Genomic DNA, 23,083 nt, shown 5'->3' on the forward strand with positions numbered 1-23,083 from the left:
ATTAGCACTTAAAGCCGCATGTGATCCATATTTTGAGACATTTGTATTACAAAAATTACATAAGCTCGGCGCTAAATTTTATTGAGCAATATGAAATATTAATGAATGTGAAAGATAATCCCCGTTCACGTGGGTATAATCGTTAAAAAATCCACGATCAGTCTTTTTTTCACACATATTGCTATATATTTATGGTAAATTAATACAATGCAGCGGTGGATAGAAGAGGATATTTAAAAACTGTAGTATCTTTTGGTGTGATCAGCGTCACGTCGTTTTCATTATTTAAATGGTTCGATCTTAACAAACGTGTAGATCCGGGGAAAATATGGGATAAACGGGCAATTATCGCCGAGATAGCTGAGCTTATTATTCCGGAAACGAATACTCCTGGAGCCAGAAGTGCCGGTGTCGACCATTATATTATTGATGTATTAATAAATTGTAACCCGGTAAGGCAGCAGCACAAATTCTATGAAGGCCTCGAAGATCTGGAAGACTACGCGCTCAGTAAGTATGATAAAGAGTTTATGTTTTGCAGTCTTGAACAAAAGCATGCTGTCCTTCAGCATTTCGCAGACCATGCCGCTTACTCCAATAGAATCCTGAACAAGATCAATAATAAGTTTCTGGGACAATCCTTTTTTTCGAAGATCAAAAGCCTCACCGTTGAAGGATATTGTCTCTCAAGGGTAGGGGCTACAAAGGCTTTAGCCTATGACTATATCCCGGGCTCATTCGAGGCTTGTGTTCCCCTCCAATTACATCAAAAATCCTGGGCCACCAAATAATGATATATATAACTGACAAAATCAAAGAATCTTCCACCTATGACGCCATTGTCATCGGTTCTGGCATCAGTGGCGGCTGGGCTGCAATGGAACTTTGCAGGAAAGGATTGAAAACCCTGCTGCTGGAACGGGGAAGAGATGTAAAACATATTGTGGATTACCCTACTGCAAACCTGAGCCCCTGGGACTTCAAATATGGTCCAAATCATACTATGGAAGAGCAGACACGTAATCCAATTCAAAGCAGCTCTTCTGATCCTTCCAATAAACATTTTTTTGCTGACGATATCAATCATCCATATATCCAGGAGAAACCTTTTACCTGGATTAGAGGGTATCAGGTAGGAGGCCGGTCACTCACATGGGGAAGACAGTGCTATCGTTTGAGCGATCTCGATTTTGATGCCAACGCTAAAGAGGGGATAGCGGTAGACTGGCCAATCCGCTACAAGGATATTGCCCCATGGTACAGCTATGTAGAATCTTTTATTGGTGTCAGTGGCAACAAGGAGGGTTTACCGCAATTACCGGATGGGGAATTTCTTTCCCCTATGGAATTGAACTGCATTGAGAAGCATCTTGGGGAGTCGATTAGGAAAAATAATCACGATAGGTTACTTACTATTGCACGTGTTGCCAACCTCACCCGGGGCTGGGATAATCGTGGTCCATGTCAGTACCGCAACCTCTGCAGCCGGGGTTGTCCCTTTGGCGGATATTTCAGCAGCAACAGCTCAACAATTCCTGCAGCAATGGCTACAGGAAACCTTACGTTAAGGCCATTTTCTATCGTGTCAGAAATATTATATGATGAACAGAAACAGCGTGCGAAGGGTGTAAGGATTATTGATGCTGTGACCAATGAAATGCATGAATTTTATTCCAACATAGTCTTTGTCAATGCTTCGACAATAGCAACAGCCGGAATCCTGTTAAATTCTACCTCCTCCAGGTTTCCGAATGGTTTTGGTAATGATAGCGGGCAGGTTGGCCATAACCTGATGGATCATCATTCTACTGCAGGTGCCGGTGGTGCGCATGATGGTTTTACTGGTCTCTATTATAAAGGAAGAAGACCCAGTGGCTTTTTGATACCACGATTTCGCAATCTGCGCGACGGAGAGAATCTGAAATTCAAAAGGGGATATAACATCCAGGGACACGGTGAGCGGCAGGAATGGAGCGATAAGGTCTATGGTCTCAACGGATTTGGTGCCGACTTTAAAGCGCAGCTAACTACTCCCGGACCCTGGACGGTGTGGATGGCAGGCTGGGGCGAGTGTCTTCCCGACTACAATAATAAAATTAGTCTCGACCAGACCAGTAAGGACAAATGGGGACTGCCGGTGATCAAAATAGATTTCTCATTTAATGATAATGAACATGAAATGATGAAGGACATTCAAAACACTTCGGCGGAGATGCTGGAAAAGGCAGGTTTCAGAGATATTGATGTTTTTAACTATCATAAATCGGGTGGCTCCACAGTTCATGAAATGGGAACGGCCAGAATGGGACATGATCCCAAAACTTCCGTTTTAAATAGGCACAATCAAATGCACGCGGCTAAAAACGTATTTATAACTGACGGGAGTTGCATGACTTCGTCCGCCAGCCAGAATCCTTCTCTTACCTATATGGCTTTAACCGCACGTGCAGTGGACTTCGCAGTTGAAGAACTGAAGAAAGGTAATCTGTGATTTTGTCAGCCTTATTATGAGAACTTGCGATAGAAAGGATGATCTGCAGCAGCTAACAGCTCCCGATCGCCATTGCTGTCTCCGTAGGCGTATAATGTATAGCTGTCCCGATCAGCATATGCTGCCAGAAGGCGGATTACTTTTTCGGGGCCATGGCAGTTTTTAGTCAGAAAATTCCCTGTAATGATCTGATGATCCAATTGTAATCCTGTAGCCAGCACAGTTTCTATGCCATACTTGTTTGCCCAGGGACGAATCCAGTTCTCTACAGAAGCACTAATGATGATGACTTCATGTCCCATTTGCTGATGCCATCTTATTTTTTCTAAGGCAACCGGATTTACGATCTTTTCAATATTCACAATGAATTTCTCAGAAAGCTCGTTAAACTTCTCTATGCTGAGGCCTTTGAAAAAAGTTTTAAAGAGCCTTTCTTTTGCAGTGTAGTTTGGGATGATTTTCAATTTGAAAAGTAACACAAAAGGAGCCATATAAAGGCTGCCTCTCAATAAATGCGAGAAACTAACTGCAAAGCGAATAAAAACTGGCAGAGTATCTCTGGTAGTTATCGTTCCATCAAAGTCAAATACTGCGATTACTCGTTTATCGTTCATAAAATCTATTATAATTTAGTTGGCTGTGCAGACTCCACAGGGTTTACAGGTATCATATACATCGCATCTGAGCTGACGATCGCTTTAGCTGCCGGATTTTTTTCAATGTATCGTTCAATATATGGAATTCCCTTCTCCTGAAATCGTATCCTGTTGGATTCCGAACTGTCAAACTGAACATATATCGTTCGTTCTGAATCTTTCATCTCCTTCAGCTGCGCATTGATCATCTGAGTCATGAGTATGTTGAACCTGAAAGATAGTAGGGTGAAACCAATATTTATCGTAAGACATATATACATAAATAATTTTAAGATTTTGAAATTATCCATATATAATTCAGCAATGAGCAGGATGATAATCGGAATATACCAAAACTGGGGGACATATCTTGCCCACCACGACTCCGGCATGATAATTACGGATGTGATAATTAAAACGACCAGGTACAACCAGTTTTTTCTGTATCTCCATTGTCCGGAAAATTTAGTCAGTAAGATGGTCAGCAAAATGACTGAAAGCAACATCAATCCGGAAAAGAGTCCACCAAAACCAGCAATACGGGTATCGATAGCATATGAGTTCACGATGTCATCTTTGTTGATGGCAAATGGAATTTTCAGACGGATCTCTTTTGTGTTTCCGATCATTACATTATCCGTATGACCAAAAAAGGAGAGGAAAAATTTGTGGGAGGCACTATAATGCTCAAAGCCGGGCGGTAGATTATGCTGCATGATATCTACCTTGTTTTTACCCATGAGCGGATAGAATGGATGATGATGAACGATCGTGTTTTCTACATAGGTGCTGTACCCTACAATGAATACACCGATCAAACCTGCAACAAGAGTAATCAGAAATGCCTTCTGGAAGAATGCCTTCTGATAATTAACCAGTGCCAGCCAGGCAAGAAAGGCAAATGAGAACAGCACAATATATACAAGACCGGTAAACTTGATATTTGATGTGATGATAATTATCGAGGCGAGTACCAGGAAACTGAATTTGTCTCCTTCTCTCACGGCCCATGTGGCTGTAATCAGAAAGCATAATAGCATGATTGCCAGTTGTCCGTCAACGTATGTAGTTAGTAGCTGATTGACGGCAATAGGATTTAAAGTAGCAAACAAACTAATGAAGATGCACTTAATTGCAGATAATCTTTTGCCACTCAGCAGAAGACCAAGCGTCAGGCAGAAGGAGGCAGACAATAACATGAAGTTCGTGGCTTTTCCAGCCTCAATCCGATCTGTGATGCTATATAATGCACTTTGTGGAATCTCTACACCTTTGGAATAATGATCAATATATAAAGCCATATTGATGGATGAAGACAATTCTCCTTCAGTGGGATTCCATCCGTTTTTTAACTGGTAAATTTCCTCCATGTGATAGGATTGCCCGTCATAGGAGACATCATAAAAGTTAATTGCAATAACTATCGAACTGAGAATGATCGCGAGACTTATACCAACCCCTTTGATGTAAGTACCCGGATTTCTGTAGTATGTCCTGCAAAAGAAGTAGTATAAGGTCGCAGAAAGGACGAATCCCGCCGGAAATTGCCATTTGGAGACAGTTAAACCGATGAAGAAGCCTATTGTTACAATCAGAAGCGTCATAGCGATAGTCATGACCAGAATACCTCCAATGGAAAATAGAATCTTCACTTTGTTCTCTGCCTCTTTCATATCAGACTTTTAAATAGATAATTAGGAAAAAGGAAACAATCCAGCCAACAAGAATAATTTGTAAAAACCTGTTTTCAAGCAATACAGTGGTTGGACTCCCACTGATCCGCCATACAAAGGTTAATTGCAGGTACCTTAACACGCCCAGGATAACAAAAAATGAAGTGAGATAGGTATGGTCACCGAATGTGGCAACGATCTCAGGAGAAGTACAGTACATCACGTAACATACCACTACCGCGGTGGCCATCATAGTTATGGCAACATTTAGAAACTCGAGATTGTATCCCTGTATATTCTTTCTCGCTTTCTGACCCGTTTCTACATAATTGGCCACATCATCGCGGCGTTTAGCCAGGGCAAGGAACAGTGCCAGTACCAATGTCATTACAATAATCCAATGGGACAGATGCGTATCTGATGCCTCTCCTCCAATCATAATTCTCAGTACAAAACCTGTAGCGATCAGCATGATGTCCAGCAGGGAAATGTGTTTCAACTTGATGGTGTAAAGGATGTTCTGAACAAGATAAACACCAGCTATAATCATTGCCACTGTGTTCTGCAGCAAAACAAAAACTATTGTTGCCAGAATCAGCAAAAGGATAATCAGAAAGACGCCTTCTTTTTTGGTTACTTTACCACTTGCCAGTGGCCTGTTTCTTTTGGTGAGGTGAATTTTGTCACTTTCAATATCCAGCATGTCATTAAAGACATATACTGCACTCGCCAGAAAAGAAAACCCCAGAAATGTAAGCCCAAGGTTATATGCTACGCTTAGCTCACCAAGTTTAAGGTCAAAGAAGGCCGGAAGGAAGATGAATAGATTTTTAGTCCATTGCGGGATTCTTATGAGTTTTAGGCAAGAGCGCAGTTTTTCCATTAGGATTAGATTAATTTATAAACAAATATAATTATTTCCTGGAAAGTCCTGTGCTTTATTAATACTCTAAAACCATTTATCAGTGTAATAAATCAGATGCAAAAAATAGGTGTTTGTCGCTTTAAAGTCGCTGTTCGTCGCTGAACTAGCATTTTAGGCCGTTTCAAACAATGCTGTCAAAACGGCTTTGTGTAAGATTTAATAATGTCGTAACATTATATTTCCAGACCGGAAATCAGGCTTTAAAAACAATATGTTTTTTTGTGAGATAGTTGAAGAATGCTACAATGATTATTGCCAAAGCTTTACAAAGTTGAATGTCAAGTCTGATCACTTCAAAAAATAACCATAAAATTAGTTGATTGAGGGCAATAGCCAGAACCGAAAAAAGAATAAAGGATAAAAATTCGTTCCTCTTGGTGTGCTTACTTTTTTCAAAGACAAAGGCTCTGGACAGCACATAGTTGATAATGATTGCAATGATAATTGAAATCACATTAGCTACAAGATATTCAATTTGCGTGAATTTAATGAGGATATTGAAGGTGATAAACTCAATGCTTGCACAGAATCCCCCAACGAGGATGAATTTGAACACTTGTTGTCTGAAGATCGATTTAATAAATTCCAATGTTCTATTTGTTACTGGTTTCTATAGTCTGGTCAATCTTATTTAAGATATCCTTGTCGTGGTATTCATCAAACTTCCTTGCGAATAGCATATTCGAACTTTGGATATCCTCAAAATCAGACAGGCCAAAGAGTTTAGGATTCGCGTTCCCCTCAGACCAGTCAATATATCGTAGGTTATCATTAACAACCTGTTCCCTGAATGGCGAATTCATAATCATTGTTGGGATCACAAATTCATCTGTTCCCCAGCAGTATTTCAGGAAACGCAGCATTTTCGGACTATCATTAAATTTTTCGGTTAGAAATGCGGCGCAATCCGTAGATATTGTCCACCATGTCGACTTATTACCACCATATAATTTTGTGTACTCCGGAAACTTCCTCACCGGGGCGACCATATTGAGCACTTTTTCCACAAAGAAACGGCCCTTGAAATTAAAATCGGTAAAGTGATATTTTTCATACCTGTCCGATGCAGTTTGCCACCATTCTGAATTGTGTTTCGCATCAAAGGAAATGAAATTTTTACCCTTGTTTTGCTGAAGGAATTCAAAAATCTGTGCAGGACTTGTGACCGGATAATCCTGACCGCTGAGTAAATTAATGAAATCGTATTTTACACCTGAATCCAGAACCTCTTTTATCGAATTGAAAACAGCCTGTAATATGGTAAAGCCGCCCCAATTACAGGCAATTCTATTCTTTATCAGCTTAACATTCGGAAACTCCTTCAAACCTTCCAATTCTGATAAGTCAACTTTGCCGTCAAGATGTACGTAAAAATCAAATTGTGGATGCTGTAACGTTTTAATTAACCTTAACAGCTGGTTGTGGTTTTTATGCGTAAGAATAATGTGGGCAATGCGCATACTTTGTCGAGGAAGATGAAATTAGTGTGGATTTTATAATTTACTTTCCGAAGGTACTGTTTCTTTCAAAAAATTCCTAATACCTTAGGCGTTATATATGTATGGTTAAAATACTTGTACAAAATCAACTTTTTTAAGATAACTACCAAATAATCGACAAAGTGATCAATAAAAATTTAGTCTTTCTATCGTACGGTAGTTCCTCCGAGTATTTTAGAGCAATTTATTGTGTCTTAAGTCTTTCAGCCTGGGCAGAACAGAAAATCGAAAACTTCCGTTTGATCATTTATACTGATCAACCCGGATTTTTTAGAACTTATTTGAGTGGTTTTACAGTAATATATGTAACTCTGAGTCCGGAAATGTTAATGGATATGCTTGCCTCAACTGGGTTTGTACACAGGAGAAAGGTAGCAGTGATCGATCTGACTTTCAAAAATTACCCTGATGAAGATCTGGTATTTATAGATTCGGATACATTTTTTACGAATGAACCAGATCTCCTCTTTCTTCCGATTCAGGAGGGACAAAGTCTGATGCATAAAAGGGAGTATAAATTAAACGAAGGTCTTGAGCTTTTCCGGTCGTTTGGGCAGGGACAATATCCTGAAGCCTTTATCAACTATATATCCGGCAGAGAATTTTTGATCCGGGGCCGGTCGATGGTATTTAATGGTGATGATTATAGTCATAATTCAGGCGTAGTTGGCCTGACAAAGAGTTTCGCAAGCTATATGAAGGATATATTTAATCTTACGGATGCCTTCTATGCACATTCTAAATGGTTTGTGAGTGAACAGATGGCTTTTTCGTTAATTCTTCAACGTACCACAAACATCGTTTCTACGGAAGATATACTATTACATTACTGGGGTGCACACCAAAAACTCGTGGTAGACAATGTGATCAGCACATTGCTCAGTACTCATTCTGAATCTGAACTTAGAAATAAGGAGTTTATGCGATCATCTACCGTTAAAATGAAACATTTAGTTGAGTGCGATTTGCTTGAGGAACAAAGAAACATAGCGGTTCATCAACGTAACTTTACTTATGCCGCAAAAAAAGCCATACAATTGTTCTTTCTCAAATTCTTTAAAATAACCATTAAAAGATAAGATCAAGGAGCTTTGAGCTCGAACAGGTACAAACTAACATCTTTCCTGATCACTTTTTGCACCGGATTTCCTAGCTTTTTAAACTGCAAAAGAAGGTTTTCCGCAGGTGTAATGTTTGTCTTATAGTACCACCTCGGGTCATCAGCAAAATCTCCGATATCAGTTAAAAACTGGGTGTTAAATATCAGCCATACTCTCTTTTTGCCAGCAAAATTCCTGAAGTCGTTCTTCAACTTCTCATTATAATCACTCAGGTTCGCTGATTTTTTTCTCCAGTCCTGACCCTGTATGGCATTGTACCTGAAATGGAAGATGTTCCTGTAAACTCCGTAGCCAGGTGCATTATTCCAGTAGTTATAAACTACATCCCCATCCCTGAAATTCTTGTCAACATATACCAACAGCTCTTTTTCGAAAGACTTCTTGTGTTTGTAGAATTTTTGAGGCTGTAAAATATAATATCCGGATTGAAATAAAGGTGCGGCAATAACGAGGATAAATAGAAGCCAGATTAATTTATCAGAATGGATTTTCTTTTGAAAGTATTCAAATCCGGATGCAATAAACAGAATGAAAACTGGCGCTATAAAAACCCAAAATCTCTCCAACAGGGGATACAGGTAAAGTCCTGAAGCGATGAGCATAAATAGGATGGGGAAGATCAGCACATGAAAATCTGTTTTGTTCCTTTGAAAGATTGCATAAATCCCGCTCAATAAGAAGACAATTGCCACGACAGGGATACTCAATATTTTAGCCAGCGTACCGTTGCTGAAATCTTTAAAGTTGAAAATCATTCCCAAAGGGTAATCCATCATGTCGTAGAAATTCCTGCTAAACCATTTCAATTGCTGAACAGATCTCGGTGGAAAGGGCATGAAATTATCATACAGTTTGAAAAAGTAAACCACCCATCCCGAATCTGCATGTTTATAGGTGAACAGCAGATAATTAATGATAAAACTTATCAGCCACAAGAGAAAAGGAACAGCGTTCATAAAGAATGATTTCCAATCTCTTTTGATCAGATAATTCAGACTGATTCCGCAGGCAATCCCAGCCAGCACAAATATGACTGAAAAGGAGAACCAGAGCGTCGCCGCTCCCAGAATCCCCCAGCAAATCTTATCTTTCCATGAATGACTGTCTTTATACTTGATCAAAAGATAGAGCGCAACAACCGTAGCGAGACATTCCATCGCATATTGTTTGATCTCTACGCTGTGATAAATTAGGGCAGGAGATAACGCAAATATGCCCATGGCCAGGAGTTGAGCCCAGGGTTGAAGAAAATACCGGCAGACTTTGATAAACAGAAACATCGATATCAACCCTGCAACCAGAGGGATCAACCTTAAGGCCATTTCATGATAGCCAAAAGTATTTACAGCCCATTTAACGAGCCACAGAAATCCTATTGGAGCTTTCTGGTCATAATCCAGGATCTTAGACGCAAGATCAGCATAACTCAGGTGGCTGAAACTTGAACACAGGTAAATTTCGTCCATCCATAATGACCGGCCATAGAAATAATGAAATAATCTAAGCGCAATTCCAAGCACCATGATGGTAAATAACATTACATTATATTGTACAATATTATCATAAATGTTCTTCCTGATTAAATTATTCATTTTTAGTATTTTAATTATCGCAATATCGAAATAATTGATAATTTTATAGCTATAATGACTGATAAAACTGTACAGCAGCAGCCTGCGAAGCTGAAAGAATATATTGCCATTGCGCGACCGGATAATTGGGTTAAGAACGCTTTCATGATCCCCGGTATGCTCTTCGCCTTATCAATTTTTCAAACACCATTTGATAGTGCCCTGATAGGAAAGATTATCATGGGGCTGATTAGTATTTGTTTAATTGCTTCCGCCAACTATGTGATCAATGAATATCTTGATAAAGGTTTTGATAAATTCCATCCCTTAAAAAATAAGCGCTCTGCTGTAGTTACAGTGATCAATCCGGTAATCGTTTATGTAGAATACGCTATTCTGGGTGTAGTTGGATTAAGTCTGGCTTATCTGGTGTCTATCAAGTTTTTATCGATGGCGCTCTTTTTACTGGTAATGGGTGTCATCTATAATGTGAGACCTTCCAGGAGTAAAGACAGGGTGTTTTTAGATGTTTTAAGCGAGTCTATCAATAACCCGATCCGCTTTGCCGCGGGCTGGTTTATTTTTACGCCGGCCTTGGGTATTCCGGGTAGTAAATGGGATCTGGATTGGATTAATACCTTTCCACCGGTAAGTATTATTATCGCTTACTGGATGGGCGGCGCATTTCTGATGGCTACCAAAAGATTTGCAGAATACCGGCTGATCGGAGATCCTCAGATCGCAGGGCAGTACCGCAGATCATTCAAATTTTATTCGGAGAACAGCCTGCTGGTTTCTATGTTCTTCTACGCCATTACCTCTGCATTTTTCCTCGGCATATTTTTGATTAAAGACAGGATAGAGCTACTGGTCAGTTTTCCTTTCTTTGCATTGTTGTTCTCATGGTATCTCAAAATTGGGTTACTCAATGATTCTCCGGTTCAGGGCTCAGAAAAATTATACACCAGAAAATGGTTTATGCTATATCTGGTTTTGTTTACAATCATGCTCTGTGTGCTCATGTTTGTAAAGATCCCCTGGCTGTACTGGTTCCTCAAGAATGCAAATAACTACTAAGCTGATACGATAAAAAACGATTTGATGAAATACGATCATTACGATTTGGTAATTGTAGGTACTGGATTTGCGTCCAGTTTCTTTTTAAAGAAGTACTTATCAAAAGTAAAAACAGATAAAAAAATACTGGTGCTGGAGAAGGGATATTTTTTTCCCCAGGCAGAACGTGTAAAAGTGAAAAGGGGTATCCCAACAGCGTATCAGAAGTATGATTTGCCTTATGAACAGGCCTTTATAAACAAAAGCAAGACCAAGGAATGGCCGTTTTCATTAGGATATGGTGGCTCCTCCAATTGCTGGTGGGGATGTACCCCAAGGTTTATGCCCAACGACTTCAAAATGAAATCAAAATATGGGGTAGCGCAGGACTGGCCCCTGGATTACAATGATCTTGATCCGTATTACTACGAGGCTGAAGAACTCATGAATATATCCGGCCCTGAGGGTACACCTTTTCCCCGCAAAGGAAAATATCCGCTGCCGCCACATGCCTTTAGCCTGGTGGATAAAATCATGCATAAAACCTACGGGAATCAATATGTGAGTCAACCGGGTGCACGCGCAAGCCGGGCCACAGCGCATAGAAATGGCTGTATGGCATTCAGCACCTGCGAAACCTGCCCTGTGAATGCAAAGTTTACTATTGAAAATTCGAACCTCGGCGTTTATGGAGATACACGTGTCGAACTGCTTTATGGTGCAGAAGTACACCAGCTGGAAACGGCAAATGATGTAGTTAAAAAAGTACTTTTCCGGCAAAATGGGAAAGAGCAGTCAGCCAGTGGAGAAGTAATTGTGCTGGGTGCGAACCCATTTTTTAACAGTAATATCCTCCTGCAGTCGGGTGATAAAAATCCATTGACGGGAAAAGGTTTCGGGGAGCAGCTCGGAATGCAGGTACTGATCTATCTGGAAAATATGACCAACGCAGGGGGTAGTACCTGGGTGAATGCCAATGGATACATGCTGTATGATGGCGATCACCGGAAAGACTATGCCGCGTGTTTGATTGAAGCTAATAATGCACCTTATGATATCAGATTGGAGCGCGGCAAACATTTAAATGTTGCCAGTTTCAGGTTAGTTTTTGAAGATCTTCCCCTGGAGTCCAATTACATTACTACTTCAGAAAATCAGTTTCTTCCGGCGGTTCATTTTGCTGAAAGGTCACAGTATACATTGAAAGCAGTTGAGCAGATGAAACAAAAGATGCCGGAACTCTTATCATGCCTGCCGGTAGAAAAATTGATTTATCTGGATCCCGCTTCGCATGAAGGACATATCATTGGAGGTACCAGGATGAGCAACAACAAAGAACAAGGGGTGGTAGATAAACATCTAATTCATCACCAGTACCGCAATCTCTTTGTTCTGGGGGCAGGAGCTTTTTCTACGTTCGGGCCGTCAAATCCTACATTAACTGTTTCTGCATTGTCTTTATTTACAGCCGACAAATCGTTTTAAATGAAAAGAAGAACATTCATCACATTAGCCGGACTAGGCGCAGGGTTGTGTATTGTGCCTCCGGCTCTCTACTATATCGCTCCGGGTACACAGGAATATGCATTGAAAGTACTCAAAAAGGAGCTAAACTACTTAAAGATTGCTCCTGGTAGCATGGAGAAATATGTAGTGGATTATTTTAACAGACTTGGAAACGATACCTTGTCGACTTTAAAATGGAAAACCACTTACTATCTTCAATTGAATTATGAAAAGTCTGACCGTGTCAGGGATTTGATTAAATACTTCTTATTATCCTCAGACTTTTTTATCAATAAAACAGATGAGAGTAAGCTTGTGCATTATGTAGGATTATATTCACCCTATACAAGCGCAATCCCAAACCCTTACTCTTTTATCATCTGGCCTGCTGCCGACATCACAGAACCCTGATCAACTATTTGCGCAGTTCCCATAAAGCACCTTCGTACCGGAAGGGCTTTAACTGGATGTAGTATTTTTCAGGAGAGGATATGAAATCATATCTTTTCTCATAACTTTCACACAATTTATCCTCGATTTTTATCCTGCTGAAAAAGCGGCATGGGTAGGAGGCTTTTATACCATAAAAAACCGGAGGTACGTGCTGGATGGTGATCCGGTCTGCATTTTTATCATTGTAATGCATAAAATCCAGCATGAGATAGGGTATTCTAGTTTGTTTGATGTCATCCAGCAGCTGATAAGGCTCATCAAGGTATTGCAGTACGTTGCAGATCAGAAAAAGCTGCGGGTCATTTTCTTTCATGCATTCAGTAATGGTAGGATAGAAACGGACATGCTCATTCTCAAACTGCGCCTTACCAGCCTCTACAAATTTTGGCTGTTCAATGATACACCATCTTAGTTTTTTGAGATGTTTCAGGTAAGGATAGTTCTGATAGTATGTTGTACCTAAAGAGCCCCCAAAATCTATCACAGTAAGCTCGTTATCATTTAAAGAAGCAATGTACAAAAGCGTTTTCAGCAAGGGGAAATTCATCTGCACTTCGTCGTAGGCAATCCCGTCACGTTCGTAGGCTATCTCGCCGTTTTTGACTTTTAAAGTGCTTTCAATAATGCGGTTGAGAATATGTTCCTGGTCGTATCCTTCACACTGGCTTTCTGCCTCTTTAAAATTTTTGTAGGAGCCTTTCCATCCATATTTAAAACTGTACCATCTTAAACTTTGTGCTATGGGTGGCGCTAATTCCTTCAGTAAATAGTGTATCATTTGATAGTTATATAGTTGATCACGCGCTAAACCTGTTCATGACTTCGGCTACCTGGCGTATTTCTTCTTCGGTATGTGCAAAAGAGCAGGGCAGGCTTAAGGTTGTCTCATGGATCTGTGCCGATACCGGATAGTCGAAATGCAGCAGATATTCCTGGAGTGCTACCTGATCCTGTGGTGCAACGGGATAATGGATTTCCGTGATGATATGGTGTTCTGCCAGGTAAGCTTTCAGCTGATCTCTTTTCGGATGCAGGATATTAAAGATGTGATATACATTGTAATAATCCGCATCAATCCGGGGCTTGATAAAGGTGTCATTCAGCAAATCAAAATAAATCGAAGCAAGTTTTCTCTTGTGCTGATTAATCTCGTCCAGATGTGGAAGTTTAATTCTCAGAAAAGCCGCTTGTAATTCGTCAAGTCTCGAGTTGTAACCGATCACCCCATTATGATACTTTTTTTCGGAACCATAATTTCTTAGCTGTCTCAGTTTTTGCTCGTCCTCCGGAGATTTGCAGAGGATAGCTCCGGCATCCCCCAGGGCACCAAGGTTTTTGGTAGGGTAGAAACTAAAGGCCCCGAAATCACCGAATGTACCGGCAAGTTTGCCTTTGTACTTTGCACCATGAGCCTGTGCGCAGTCTTCAATAACCTTAAGTCCACGATCCCTGGCAATCGTCAGGATAGGGTCCATGTCGCAGCACTGGCCATACAAATGGACGACCATGATCGCTACGGTTCTGGAGGTTACCGCATCTTCGATAGCAGATGGATCAATATTATAAGTCCTGATATCCGGTTCAACCAGAACTGGTGTCAGACCACAGTGTATAATCGATAAGATTGTAGCAATATAGGTGTTGGAGGGAACGATTACCTCATCACCACTTTTAAAACCACAACACTTTAGTGCCAGAATTAATGCATCCAGTCCGTTGGCTACACCAACTGCAGATTGCTGCCCATGATAAGCCCCAAACTCAGCTTCAAACGCACTGACTTCTCCCCCAAGAATGTACCATCCCTTTTCAAGGAAATCTGAAAATTTGCTCTTAAATTTCTCTTCGAAAGGCTTGTTTAATATTTGCAGGCTTTCATACGGTATCATACGGCTCATAGATGTAATCTTTTGGATCAAATGCAGTAGATGCCAATACCAGAAGTATGGCATCAGCACTGAAGTTGTGCATCACATGCCAGTCTTCGGGTAGTAATATTAAGCATTTTTCCGGGCTGTCGAGCTTAAAAATTTCGGTTGTTGAACCATTGTTATTAGTGATCTCGCAGGATCCCTGTATACAAATGGCAGCCTGATGAGTCTCATGGTGACGGTGTCCACCCCGGTCGGTATCGTCTACGGAATAGATATAAAATAAGCGCTTGATATCAAAAGGGACAATATTGTCGAGTACCGTAAGTATTCCGCGGCTGTCTTTAAAGGTTTGTATGTTAATTATGTGCGCCATGCGTTAAGATGTAGTTATCTATATAATCGAGTATCTCCGGACTATTGACCACGTCAAATTTCCTTGCAAAGAGATCGTCGGTTGCTGCCAGTTGCGGGGCGTCACTCTCGTTAAGTATTTTAGGATTTGGCCCGCCTGCGCTCCAGTCGATATACCTGTAATTATTATTGATGACTTTATCTTTCCAAACTGAATTCATCAGAATGGTCTGGAATACAAATTCATCACTTGCCCAGCAAAGCCAGAAGAAATTCCGTAGTTTTTTGTCATTTTCAACTGTATTCACCACATACATTGCCGCCTCAGGACTCAGCATCCAGAACATAGATTTTCCGAAAGGATGAAGGTTGCGGGGCATTTTTCTTTTGGGCATGATAAAATTGATCAATTGTTCAATTCTGTATTTCCCTTTGAAGTTGTATGCAGAAAGATAATACCGTTCCATTCTGAGCAAACCTTCCTTCCAGTCATTCCTGAAATCCCGGAAACTCAGGAATTCTTTTCCCTTATTTTCTTCAAAAAAATCATGGATATAATCCGCACTCTTGATCGGATAATCCTGTCCACTGAGAAAATTGATAAAATCGTAGGTAATTCCGGTCGCCACAATTTCTTTGATACACTCAAATGTTGCAATGATTGTACTGAAGCCCGCCCATGTGACATCCGTCCGTTTACGTACAAAATAAACATTAGGTAATGCACTCAGATACAAATGTGGGGTGATGTCAAATTTCTTATCTACATGTATGTAAAAATCGAAATTATCATGATATAATTTACGGATCATCCTCTCGGTTTGCCCGGGATTGGTGTAAGTCAATATGAGATGTGCGACGCGCATTTTTAGAAGCTCAGTTAATTATTTTCCTACGTGCTTATATTGGTTAGATAAAAACAATGGTGCAAGGTAAGTAACCAAAATTATATTTTGATTAAAATGTCGATGATTATAACTTATTGGAGTAAATGACCCATTATACTCGCTTAAGGATTAAAAAATGATTTTTATACTCATGAATTTAAGTACTTTTACTTCACATGAAGCGCACCTCCATCATCAGTGTTAATTTTAACCAGCCTGAAGTAACGATAGACTTTCTTAAATCTATCAAGCTCCATGCAAATCTCTCAGCCCTGGAAGTGATCATAGTTGACAACGGAAGCAGGGAAGATCATCAGGCAGGTTTTTTAGCGGAATATCCAGACCTGATTTACATCCGGTCAGAACAGAACCTCGGTTTTGCCGGAGGAAACAACCTCGGCATCCGAAAGGCCAGCGGCGATTACCTGCTATTGTTAAATAATGATACCGAAATCACTGCAGGATTGATAGAAACACTGACAGCTGAGCTGGATAATAATCCTGAAATAGGACTCATATCGCCCTTGCTTTTATACTATGATGCCCCTGAAGTGATCCAGTATGCGGGCTTTACAGAAATGAACTATCTAACCTGCAGGAACAGCGTAATTGGCGGAATGGAACTGAACAAAGGCCAGTATGATGGACAGAGCAGGGAAACAGGATTTTGCCATGGGGCAGCAATGATGTGCAGAACTGCCGATCTGCAAACTGTAGGCATGATGGAAGAACAGTTTTTTCTGTACTATGAAGAGCTCGACTGGTGTGAGAAATTTAAAAGGGCAGGGAAGAAGATCTGGTTTACCGGCAACGCGACAGTTTACCATAAGGAATCCATGAGTGTTGGAAAGGAGAGTATGATCAAAACATACTTTATGACCCGCAACAGGATCCTGTTTATCAGGAGAAATACCGGTCTGCTAAATACCATACTATTCTGTATATACTATATCGGCCTTGCTTGTCCGAAACAGATACTGATTTATCTGAAAAAGGGGCGTAACGACTTGGTGAAATGGGTTTATCGTGGAATAGGATGGAACTTTAGCCATTCAAAAGATAGTACCGAACTTGGTTTTAAAATATAGATATTGATGATTATAATTTTCTGGATCAGCATTTTCCTGATCGTTTACACATTTGTTGGTTACGGCTTTGTACTTTATATTCTGGTAAAGATTAAAGCCATTTTTAATAAACCGTTTTCATTTAAAAAAGAGGCGGTACTTCCAACCGTGACTGTGCTCATCGCTGCGTACAATGAAGAAGATATCATTGAAGAAAAAATAGAAAATACCCTCACACTGAATTATCCAAAAGATAAAATGCAGGTGATCTTTATCACCGACGGATCTTCTGACAGTACTGCTGAAAAAGTACGCGGATTTAATGACGTAACTCTTTTGCATGAAGATACGAGGGCAGGGAAAATGGCAGCTATTAAAAGGGCTATTCCCTTTATTCAGGGTGAGATCACCGTCTTTACAGATGCCAATACTTTCCTGAACAAAGATGCCCTGCTGGAATTGGTGAAGCATTACCAGAATCCTAAAGTAGGAGCTGTAGCAGGGGAAAAAAGAATACTTGTGGAAGAAGTTGCGGATGCCAGCTCGGCCGGAGAGGGTTTCTACTGGAAATATGAATCCAAGCTGAAGAAATGGGATTATGAACTGTATTCCAATGTAGGTGCTGCAGGAGAGCTTTTCACTATCCGTACTGCACTGTACCAGCCGGTAGAGAGTGATACGATTATTGACGATCATATGATCGCCATGCGTATTGCTGAGAACGGATATATTATCGCTTACGAGCCGGGGGCATATGCTATGGAAACGGCTTCGGCAGATGTGAAAGAGGAACTGAAGAGAAAAATCAGAATTGCTGCGGGAGGAATTCAGTCTATCCTACGTTTAAAAAAAGCCGCCAATCCCTTTCATAATCCTGTCTTTACATTCCAGTATATCAGTCACCGCGTATTGCGATGGACGATCACGCCATTTCTGTTATTTCTGGTTTTTATTCTCAACGCTATTATTGCCGTAAATACGCAAAGCGCGTTCTACCAGGTGTTCTTTGTGTTACAAATCTTATTTTACGCACTCAGTTTAACCGGGTACTACTTTGAAAGCAGAAATATCCGTATCAAAGCTCTTTTTATTCCCTACTATTTTTGTGTGATGAACTATGCAGTACTGGCAGGAATCATCAGATATTATCAAAAAAATCAGAGTGCTGCCTGGGAGAAATCGAAAAGAAAAATCTGATTCAGGATTGCAGTGCGCTCGTAGGCAATACTCATGATATAAGCGGGACTGAGATCGATAGTTTTCAGTTCCCAATCACTGCTTACTCCTTCAATAGTGGATGAAATATCATTTGCGGCATCTAAACAACTGATCTGTTTCAAATCGTTGACAAGCCCTGATCCCAGGCCTTTAAGAAATGCTTCTTTCCGTGTCCAGATCCGGTAAAAGTCAGTATCAGGGATGCTGCTACCTTTCAGGTAATCTGATTCAGCAGTAGAAAATGCATATTCAGCTACAGAATGATAATCAAAACCGGGTTTGATAAATTCTATGTCTATTCCTACAGGCTGTTTTGAGATGGCAATAACCGCATAGTTTTCAGCATGTGATACATTGAACTGAACTTCGGAGCGATAGGCAAGCACAGGTTTTTTATTGTCTGAGCTGAGAATAGTAATTTCCCCCGGCTTTTCCATCAAAGTATCTGACAGCAGTATTCTCAGAATTGCACGGGTGATGATAAACTGCTGCGCGTCTTTTTGCTGATGAAAACGCGCAGCACGCATTCTTTCTGCCGGACTGAGTACCTGCTCCAGCTGTGCCAGAAAAGGTATCTGCTTCCTGATATCTATCAGCCAGATATTGATCACGCCTTCAGATCCTTCATAAGTGCCGGTATGAGCATCCGGTTTAATATTCCCGCAATATAAACGATAGCCCGGCATCTCAGCTCTTTAGGATACATTATCCAATACCTCCTGCAATTTCCTTGCAAAAGACTTATCAAATGGTGCCAGCAGCATTGTTTTGTGATCCCCCGGAACATCATAGACCTCAACTCCTTTCATGGCATACTTTTGCCATCCAAGAGACTTCCAGTCTTCTACAAAGTAAACATTATCTGTTGCCCTGAAGAGATGAACCTTTTCATTGAATGGCGCAAGTTTATAAGCCTGGTAAGCGATCTCATATTTCTCGTCAATTCTGCGCATGATCTCATAAATAGCTCCCTGGCGCTCCTCTATCACATCTTTCACTCCCAGTACAGAATTCACCTTTTTCATCAGCAGAAATTTCTGATAGCTGAGGGTCTTTTTTGGATTGCGTACCAGAGACTTGACAATCCACCAGAATTTTGGTAATTGTTTTTTCACTTTCTCCATATACACACCCATTCCCGTTCCGTGGAAATCAAGGTTTTTAGCATTGGTATCAAAAATAGCGAGTAGTTTGATGTCATGGCCCATCAGCCTCAGCTGCCTTGCCATTTCAATCACAACATAGCCACCAAATGAATATCCCGCCAGGGCATAAGGACCTGTAGGATTTTGTACCAGGATACTCTCAATATAGTACCTTGCTATATCTTCCATATTATCCATCGGTTCTTCCACACCATCCAGCCCCTGGGCCTGAATTCCAAATACAGGCTGCTCTGTATCTACGTGTAACCCTATACCGCTAAAGTTGAGTACATTATATCCACCACCATGAACGATGTAGATTGGCGTTTTTGATCCTGTAGGTTTGATAGGCACCAGTGATGTATACGCTGTGGGCTTGTTTTGTCCGTCAAACAATCTTGCCAGAGTTCTGATGGTCGGATATTCAAAAAGCGTTGCCAGTGGTAAACCATGACTATTTGCCTTTTCGATCTGGATCATAAACTGGATGGCAATTAGGGAGTGCCCACCCAACTCAAAGAAGTTATCATCTATTCCGATGTCTTTTACATTCAGTAATTCCTCCCAGATGGCAACAATCTGTTTTTCTGTTTCTGTTTGTGGTGCCGTATAGGTGGTCTGGTTGGCAAAGTGTAGCTGATCAGGTGCCGGTAAAGCCAGCTTATCGATCTTGCCACTGCTTGTACGCGGAAATTCCTTCATCCATACAAATACCGAAGGAATCATATAGACCGGTAACCGATGCTGTATTTCTGTTCTGACATAACTGGTATCTTCCTGTCCGTTGGAAGAGAGAAGATATGCTACCAGTCTTTTCTGGCCATTATGATCTTCCCTTGCCGTAACTACAGCTTGTGCAATACCGGGAACACGGTTGAGCATCACTTCGATTTCACCGATTTCAATCCTGTAACCCCTGATTTTAACCTGATCATCGTTACGCCCGATAAATTCTATATTGCCATCCGTTAAGATCCGGGCCAGGTCACCCGTACGATAGATACGGGTCTGCGTATTGTTCTGCAGATTGAGTGGTAAAAACTTCTGCCCTGTGAGTTCAGGTTTATTTAAATAACCTGAGGCAAGACTTGCACCGGCAATACACAACTCCCCAATTTCACCATCACCCAGAATCTCCAGGTTTTCATCAGTGATATAGATATCTGTATTCGCGATAGGTGTTCCGATGTTCGGCAAACCCGGCCAGCGGGAGGGATTACCACTAAGTTTCAATTGCGTTACCACGTGGCATTCTGTGGGGCCATACTGATTGTACAGCACGCATCCCGGAATACCTTTAAAAAAGCTCTCCACCTGAGGCGTAATCTTTAGTTGCTCTCCGGCAGTCATCACTTCCTGCAGAGTAGCAGGGAATTTACCAATACTTACGGCTGTTTCTGATAAAAACTGGAGGGCAACAAAAGGAAGGTAGATCCTGTTGATTTTGTTCCTTTCGATCTTTGCCAGCAAGTTATCAGGGTTAAGGCGCATCACATCATCGATCAGGATCAATTGTCCCCCGGTGGTAAGGGTAGCAAAAATCTCCTGGAAGGATACGTCAAAAGTAAGCGGGGCGAATTGTAAAGTTTTACTTTCAGAATTGGCAATGGAATGCGTATTCTGCCAGATAATCAGATTGACCAGCGCACGCTGGGTAAGGTACACACCCTTAGGTTTTCCTGTAGATCCTGAGGTGTATAATACATAGGCATTGGAATTCTCGAAAGGTAAGGGCTGTTCAGGAAGACTATAGGTACGGTCAAAGTCTATAGTTTCAAGATCCAGTTTATTAAAAAATTTGTTTTCTATGGCACTTGCTACACAGAAATTCAGGCCGGAATCATCGATAATCTGGTTGAGCCTGTCCTCAGGATAGGTAGGATCCAGCGGCAGGTATGCTTTTCCGGCCTTGAGGATGGCAATCACAGCAACAACCATGTTGAGTTCCCTGGTGGTACTGATCCCAATAATTTCTTCATCAGGGGCATAATGTAAAATCGCCCTGCTCAGGTTATCTGCCCGGATGTTGAGATTGCTGTAACTAATAATTTCATCTTTAAAACTGATCGCAGGTTTATCTTTAAAGATCTGGGCAGCATTTTCAAATAACTGCTGGATAGTCAGGTTGCCCAGGTCCGTTTTCTCTCCTGAACTGCTGATCTGTCTAACATTGGAGATCGTTGTCGTTCTTTTAAACACTGGCTGTCTCAGGTAATCTGAGGTGCCCGGTACAAGCAGGTCACTGATCTTACTGGCAGGATGCGCAACGATGAATCTCAGGATGTGCTCATATCCATCCATCATCTGGCGGATCATCTGCTCATCAAACAACTGTGTATTGAAGGACCATTCCAGGGTAAAAGACTTTTCTGAGCCGCTTGCATTGATAAACAGTTCAAAACTTTCGTATTCCCTCGGGTTACTGATCAGTTCATACTCGAGACCTTCAAAGGCTACACCATCATCCAGTCCCATATCTACATTAAATACTACGGGAACAAGCGGAATTCTCGATGGATCTCTGGCTACTTTCAGTTTCCGAAGCAGATTTCCCCAGGTAATTTGCTGATGATCAAACGCATCCAGGATTCCTGGTTTCCGGAGTTTCAGGTACTCCTTAAAAGTATAATTTTTGCTTGGACGGCTTCGTAGGGGCAGCAGATTTACACAATGACCCACCAGGTTATAATTGCCGGTGATCGACTGACCTGAAGCAGGTAAGCCGACCACAATATCCTTTTGTCCGGTAATGAGATGCAGGAAAATCTCGAAAGAAGACAAAAGTGTGAGCACAAGACTTGAACCTTCGGCTTTTCCTGTAGCTTTCAAACCTTGTAGAAGATCGGCATCAAGCTGGAAATCCAATCTTTTACTCTTATAGGTACGCGCTGCGGGACGGGGATTGCTGGTAGGCATATCCAGCACCGGGATCTCCTTATTGTACTGACCGAGCCAGTATTTTTCTATCGTTTCGCGTTCTTTACTGTCTGCAAAAACAAGTTGTTCCCTTGCAAATTCAGTGAGCAGCTTGGCTTCAGGCAAAGCCGGTAGGCGATGAACTGCCAGTGCAGAATAAAACTTGCTCAGATCCTGCAGGATGATGCCCAGCGACCAGCCATCGCAAACGATATGATGACCTGTGAAGGTAAAATGATATTCCTGCTCGGAAAGTTTATGGATACCTGCTTTAAACAATGGACCATCCAGCAGGTTGAAGAGAAACAAGGCGTCTTCAAGAACATAATCTTTTAGTGCCCGTTCCTGATCTGCTGCAGATAATTTAGAAAGATCAGTAATTGTAAGATAATCACTCACCCGGTCAAGAATGATAATCGTAGAGCCATCCTGACTGAATGCCGAACGCAGGGCTTCATGTCTCTCAATGAGATTTTCAAGCGCTGTTCTCAGATAGTCAACGTTAATAGTGCCTTTTAGCCGGAGAGATACCGATTCATTGTATCCTCTGCTGGCATCCTTGCCTCCCAGCATGCAGGAAGTCCAGATCTCCTTTTGTGGTTCCGTGGCAGGAGCGGTATGAAGCACTTCTCCGGAAGCAAAAGGATCAAAATCAACTTTTTTGAATGTAAAATTATCTTTACTGTTTATCATTT

The 23,083-nt window shown here is 41.2% G+C and carries 20 protein-coding genes; 8 read left to right on the forward strand and 12 right to left on the reverse strand.

Annotated features, from left to right (window positions below):
- Positions 1 to 215: 215 nt before the first annotated feature.
- Complete coding sequence (locus OQY15_RS10425; RefSeq protein WP_265791244.1) at positions 216 to 791, forward strand: gluconate 2-dehydrogenase subunit 3 family protein; 576 nt, start codon at positions 216 to 218, stop codon at positions 789 to 791.
- Positions 791 to 2,491 carry a GMC family oxidoreductase gene (locus OQY15_RS10430; protein WP_265791246.1) on the forward strand — a complete coding sequence of 567 codons (1,701 nt, stop codon included), beginning with the start codon at positions 791 to 793 and terminating at the stop codon, positions 2,489 to 2,491. Before OQY15_RS10425 ends, OQY15_RS10430 begins: the two co-directional genes overlap by 1 nt.
- Before the next feature lie 14 nt (positions 2,492 to 2,505).
- On the opposite strand, the gene OQY15_RS10435 is transcribed toward OQY15_RS10430, so the two are convergent.
- From OQY15_RS10435 to OQY15_RS10455, 5 genes are all read right to left on the reverse strand, one after another.
- On the reverse strand, positions 2,506 to 3,105 hold the full coding sequence (locus tag OQY15_RS10435; RefSeq protein ID WP_265791249.1) for an HAD family hydrolase: 600 nt from the start codon (positions 3,103 to 3,105) through the stop codon (positions 2,506 to 2,508).
- A gap of 8 nt (positions 3,106 to 3,113) precedes the next feature.
- On the reverse strand, positions 3,114 to 4,799 hold the full coding sequence (locus OQY15_RS10440; protein ID WP_265791251.1) for a hypothetical protein: 1,686 nt from the start codon (positions 4,797 to 4,799) through the stop codon (positions 3,114 to 3,116).
- Position 4,800: 1 nt separating this feature from the next.
- On the reverse strand, positions 4,801 to 5,682 hold the full coding sequence (locus tag OQY15_RS10445; RefSeq protein ID WP_265791253.1) for a UbiA prenyltransferase family protein: 882 nt from the start codon (positions 5,680 to 5,682) through the stop codon (positions 4,801 to 4,803).
- A 235-nt stretch (positions 5,683 to 5,917) separates the two neighbouring features.
- Entirely contained in the window at positions 5,918 to 6,313 is a 396-nt protein-coding gene (locus OQY15_RS10450; RefSeq protein ID WP_265791255.1) for a GtrA family protein, read from the reverse strand.
- Between the two features lie 4 nt (positions 6,314 to 6,317).
- A complete protein-coding gene (locus tag OQY15_RS10455; protein WP_265791258.1) occupies positions 6,318 to 7,184 on the reverse strand; it encodes a beta-1,6-N-acetylglucosaminyltransferase in 867 nt (288 codons plus the stop codon).
- Positions 7,185 to 7,558: 374 nt separating this feature from the next.
- On the opposite strand from OQY15_RS10455, the gene OQY15_RS10460 reads away from it, so the two are divergent.
- Positions 7,559 to 8,302: a hypothetical protein gene (locus tag OQY15_RS10460; protein ID WP_265791261.1), complete on the forward strand. Its 744-nt coding sequence runs from the start codon at positions 7,559 to 7,561 to the stop codon at positions 8,300 to 8,302.
- 2 nt (positions 8,303 to 8,304) lie between these two features.
- Here OQY15_RS10460 and OQY15_RS10465 read toward each other — a convergent pair whose 3' ends face one another.
- Positions 8,305 to 9,936 carry a glycosyltransferase family 39 protein gene (locus tag OQY15_RS10465; RefSeq protein ID WP_265791263.1) on the reverse strand — a complete coding sequence of 544 codons (1,632 nt, stop codon included), beginning with the start codon at positions 9,934 to 9,936 and terminating at the stop codon, positions 8,305 to 8,307.
- Positions 9,937 to 9,990: 54 nt separating this feature from the next.
- Here OQY15_RS10465 and OQY15_RS10470 point away from each other — a divergent pair, with 54 nt between their 5' ends.
- From OQY15_RS10470 to OQY15_RS10480, 3 genes are read left to right on the forward strand one after another with little or no spacing between them, the layout of a single operon-like run.
- A complete protein-coding gene (locus OQY15_RS10470) occupies positions 9,991 to 10,992 on the forward strand; it encodes a UbiA prenyltransferase family protein (protein ID WP_265791265.1) in 1,002 nt (333 codons plus the stop codon).
- A 24-nt stretch (positions 10,993 to 11,016) separates the two neighbouring features.
- Positions 11,017 to 12,456, forward strand: a complete 1,440-nt coding sequence (locus OQY15_RS10475) for a GMC oxidoreductase (RefSeq protein WP_265791268.1) — start codon at positions 11,017 to 11,019, stop codon at positions 12,454 to 12,456.
- Positions 12,457 to 12,888 (forward strand): hypothetical protein, encoded by a 432-nt coding sequence (locus OQY15_RS10480; RefSeq protein WP_265791270.1) that lies wholly within the window; start codon positions 12,457 to 12,459, stop codon positions 12,886 to 12,888.
- Positions 12,889 to 12,892: 4 nt separating this feature from the next.
- Here OQY15_RS10480 and OQY15_RS10485 read toward each other — a convergent pair whose 3' ends face one another.
- From OQY15_RS10485 to OQY15_RS10500, 4 genes are read right to left on the reverse strand one after another with little or no spacing between them, the layout of a single operon-like run.
- Positions 12,893 to 13,708 carry a methyltransferase, TIGR04325 family gene (locus OQY15_RS10485; protein WP_265791277.1) on the reverse strand — a complete coding sequence of 272 codons (816 nt, stop codon included), beginning with the start codon at positions 13,706 to 13,708 and terminating at the stop codon, positions 12,893 to 12,895.
- A gap of 19 nt (positions 13,709 to 13,727) precedes the next feature.
- On the reverse strand, positions 13,728 to 14,828 hold the full coding sequence (locus tag OQY15_RS10490; protein WP_265791279.1) for a DegT/DnrJ/EryC1/StrS family aminotransferase: 1,101 nt from the start codon (positions 14,826 to 14,828) through the stop codon (positions 13,728 to 13,730).
- A complete protein-coding gene (locus tag OQY15_RS10495) occupies positions 14,806 to 15,177 on the reverse strand; it encodes an FdtA/QdtA family cupin domain-containing protein (protein ID WP_265791281.1) in 372 nt (123 codons plus the stop codon). The genes OQY15_RS10490 and OQY15_RS10495 overlap by 23 nt, the downstream gene beginning before the upstream one ends.
- On the reverse strand, positions 15,161 to 16,021 hold the full coding sequence (locus tag OQY15_RS10500; RefSeq protein WP_265791283.1) for a beta-1,6-N-acetylglucosaminyltransferase: 861 nt from the start codon (positions 16,019 to 16,021) through the stop codon (positions 15,161 to 15,163). The genes OQY15_RS10495 and OQY15_RS10500 overlap by 17 nt, the downstream gene beginning before the upstream one ends.
- 197 nt (positions 16,022 to 16,218) lie before the next feature.
- On the opposite strand from OQY15_RS10500, the gene OQY15_RS10505 reads away from it, so the two are divergent.
- A complete protein-coding gene (locus OQY15_RS10505) occupies positions 16,219 to 17,130 on the forward strand; it encodes a glycosyltransferase family 2 protein (RefSeq protein ID WP_265791285.1) in 912 nt (303 codons plus the stop codon).
- Positions 17,131 to 17,136: 6 nt separating this feature from the next.
- The gene (locus OQY15_RS10510; RefSeq protein ID WP_265791287.1) at positions 17,137 to 18,306 is read left to right on the forward strand and encodes a glycosyltransferase family 2 protein; all 1,170 of its coding nucleotides are present in this window, start codon (positions 17,137 to 17,139) and stop codon (positions 18,304 to 18,306) included.
- On the opposite strand, the gene OQY15_RS10515 is transcribed toward OQY15_RS10510, so the two are convergent.
- Both OQY15_RS10515 and OQY15_RS10520 read right to left on the reverse strand, forming a co-directional pair.
- Complete coding sequence (locus tag OQY15_RS10515) at positions 18,267 to 19,013, reverse strand: 4'-phosphopantetheinyl transferase superfamily protein (protein ID WP_265791290.1); 747 nt, start codon at positions 19,011 to 19,013, stop codon at positions 18,267 to 18,269. The genes OQY15_RS10510 and OQY15_RS10515 overlap by 40 nt on opposite strands.
- A 9-nt stretch (positions 19,014 to 19,022) precedes the next feature.
- Positions 19,023 to 23,081 carry an amino acid adenylation domain-containing protein gene (locus OQY15_RS10520; RefSeq protein ID WP_265791292.1) on the reverse strand — a complete coding sequence of 1,353 codons (4,059 nt, stop codon included), beginning with the start codon at positions 23,079 to 23,081 and terminating at the stop codon, positions 19,023 to 19,025.
- Positions 23,082 to 23,083 lie beyond the last annotated feature (2 nt).

The organism is Pedobacter sp. MC2016-15, from assembly GCF_026239695.1.
Taxonomy (GTDB): Bacteria; Bacteroidota; Bacteroidia; order Sphingobacteriales; family Sphingobacteriaceae; genus Pedobacter.

What these genes read in the sequence shown, in the direction of transcription:
- OQY15_RS10430 (WP_265791246.1), top strand. Translation starts at nt 791, where the DNA reads ATGATATATATAACTGACAAAATCAAAGAATCTTCCACCTATGACGCC.
- OQY15_RS10435 (WP_265791249.1), bottom strand. Translation starts at nt 3,105, where the DNA reads ATGAACGATAAACGAGTAATCGCAGTATTTGACTTTGATGGAACGATA.
- OQY15_RS10440 (WP_265791251.1), bottom strand. Translation starts at nt 4,799, where the DNA reads ATGAAAGAGGCAGAGAACAAAGTGAAGATTCTATTTTCCATTGGAGGT.
- OQY15_RS10445 (WP_265791253.1), bottom strand. Translation starts at nt 5,682, where the DNA reads ATGGAAAAACTGCGCTCTTGCCTAAAACTCATAAGAATCCCGCAATGG.
- OQY15_RS10455 (WP_265791258.1), bottom strand. Translation starts at nt 7,184, where the DNA reads ATGCGCATTGCCCACATTATTCTTACGCATAAAAACCACAACCAGCTG.
- OQY15_RS10460 (WP_265791261.1), top strand. Translation starts at nt 7,559, where the DNA reads ATGCTTGCCTCAACTGGGTTTGTACACAGGAGAAAGGTAGCAGTGATC.
- OQY15_RS10465 (WP_265791263.1), bottom strand. Translation starts at nt 9,936, where the DNA reads ATGAATAATTTAATCAGGAAGAACATTTATGATAATATTGTACAATAT.
- OQY15_RS10470 (WP_265791265.1), top strand. Translation starts at nt 9,991, where the DNA reads ATGACTGATAAAACTGTACAGCAGCAGCCTGCGAAGCTGAAAGAATAT.
- OQY15_RS10475 (WP_265791268.1), top strand. Translation starts at nt 11,017, where the DNA reads ATGAAATACGATCATTACGATTTGGTAATTGTAGGTACTGGATTTGCG.
- OQY15_RS10480 (WP_265791270.1), top strand. Translation starts at nt 12,457, where the DNA reads ATGAAAAGAAGAACATTCATCACATTAGCCGGACTAGGCGCAGGGTTG.
- OQY15_RS10485 (WP_265791277.1), bottom strand. Translation starts at nt 13,708, where the DNA reads ATGATACACTATTTACTGAAGGAATTAGCGCCACCCATAGCACAAAGT.
- OQY15_RS10490 (WP_265791279.1), bottom strand. Translation starts at nt 14,828, where the DNA reads ATGAGCCGTATGATACCGTATGAAAGCCTGCAAATATTAAACAAGCCT.
- OQY15_RS10495 (WP_265791281.1), bottom strand. Translation starts at nt 15,177, where the DNA reads ATGGCGCACATAATTAACATACAAACCTTTAAAGACAGCCGCGGAATA.
- OQY15_RS10500 (WP_265791283.1), bottom strand. Translation starts at nt 16,021, where the DNA reads ATGCGCGTCGCACATCTCATATTGACTTACACCAATCCCGGGCAAACC.
- OQY15_RS10505 (WP_265791285.1), top strand. Translation starts at nt 16,219, where the DNA reads ATGAAGCGCACCTCCATCATCAGTGTTAATTTTAACCAGCCTGAAGTA.
- OQY15_RS10510 (WP_265791287.1), top strand. Translation starts at nt 17,137, where the DNA reads ATGATTATAATTTTCTGGATCAGCATTTTCCTGATCGTTTACACATTT.
- OQY15_RS10515 (WP_265791290.1), bottom strand. Translation starts at nt 19,013, where the DNA reads ATGCCGGGCTATCGTTTATATTGCGGGAATATTAAACCGGATGCTCAT.
- OQY15_RS10520 (WP_265791292.1), bottom strand. Translation starts at nt 23,081, where the DNA reads ATGATAAACAGTAAAGATAATTTTACATTCAAAAAAGTTGATTTTGAT.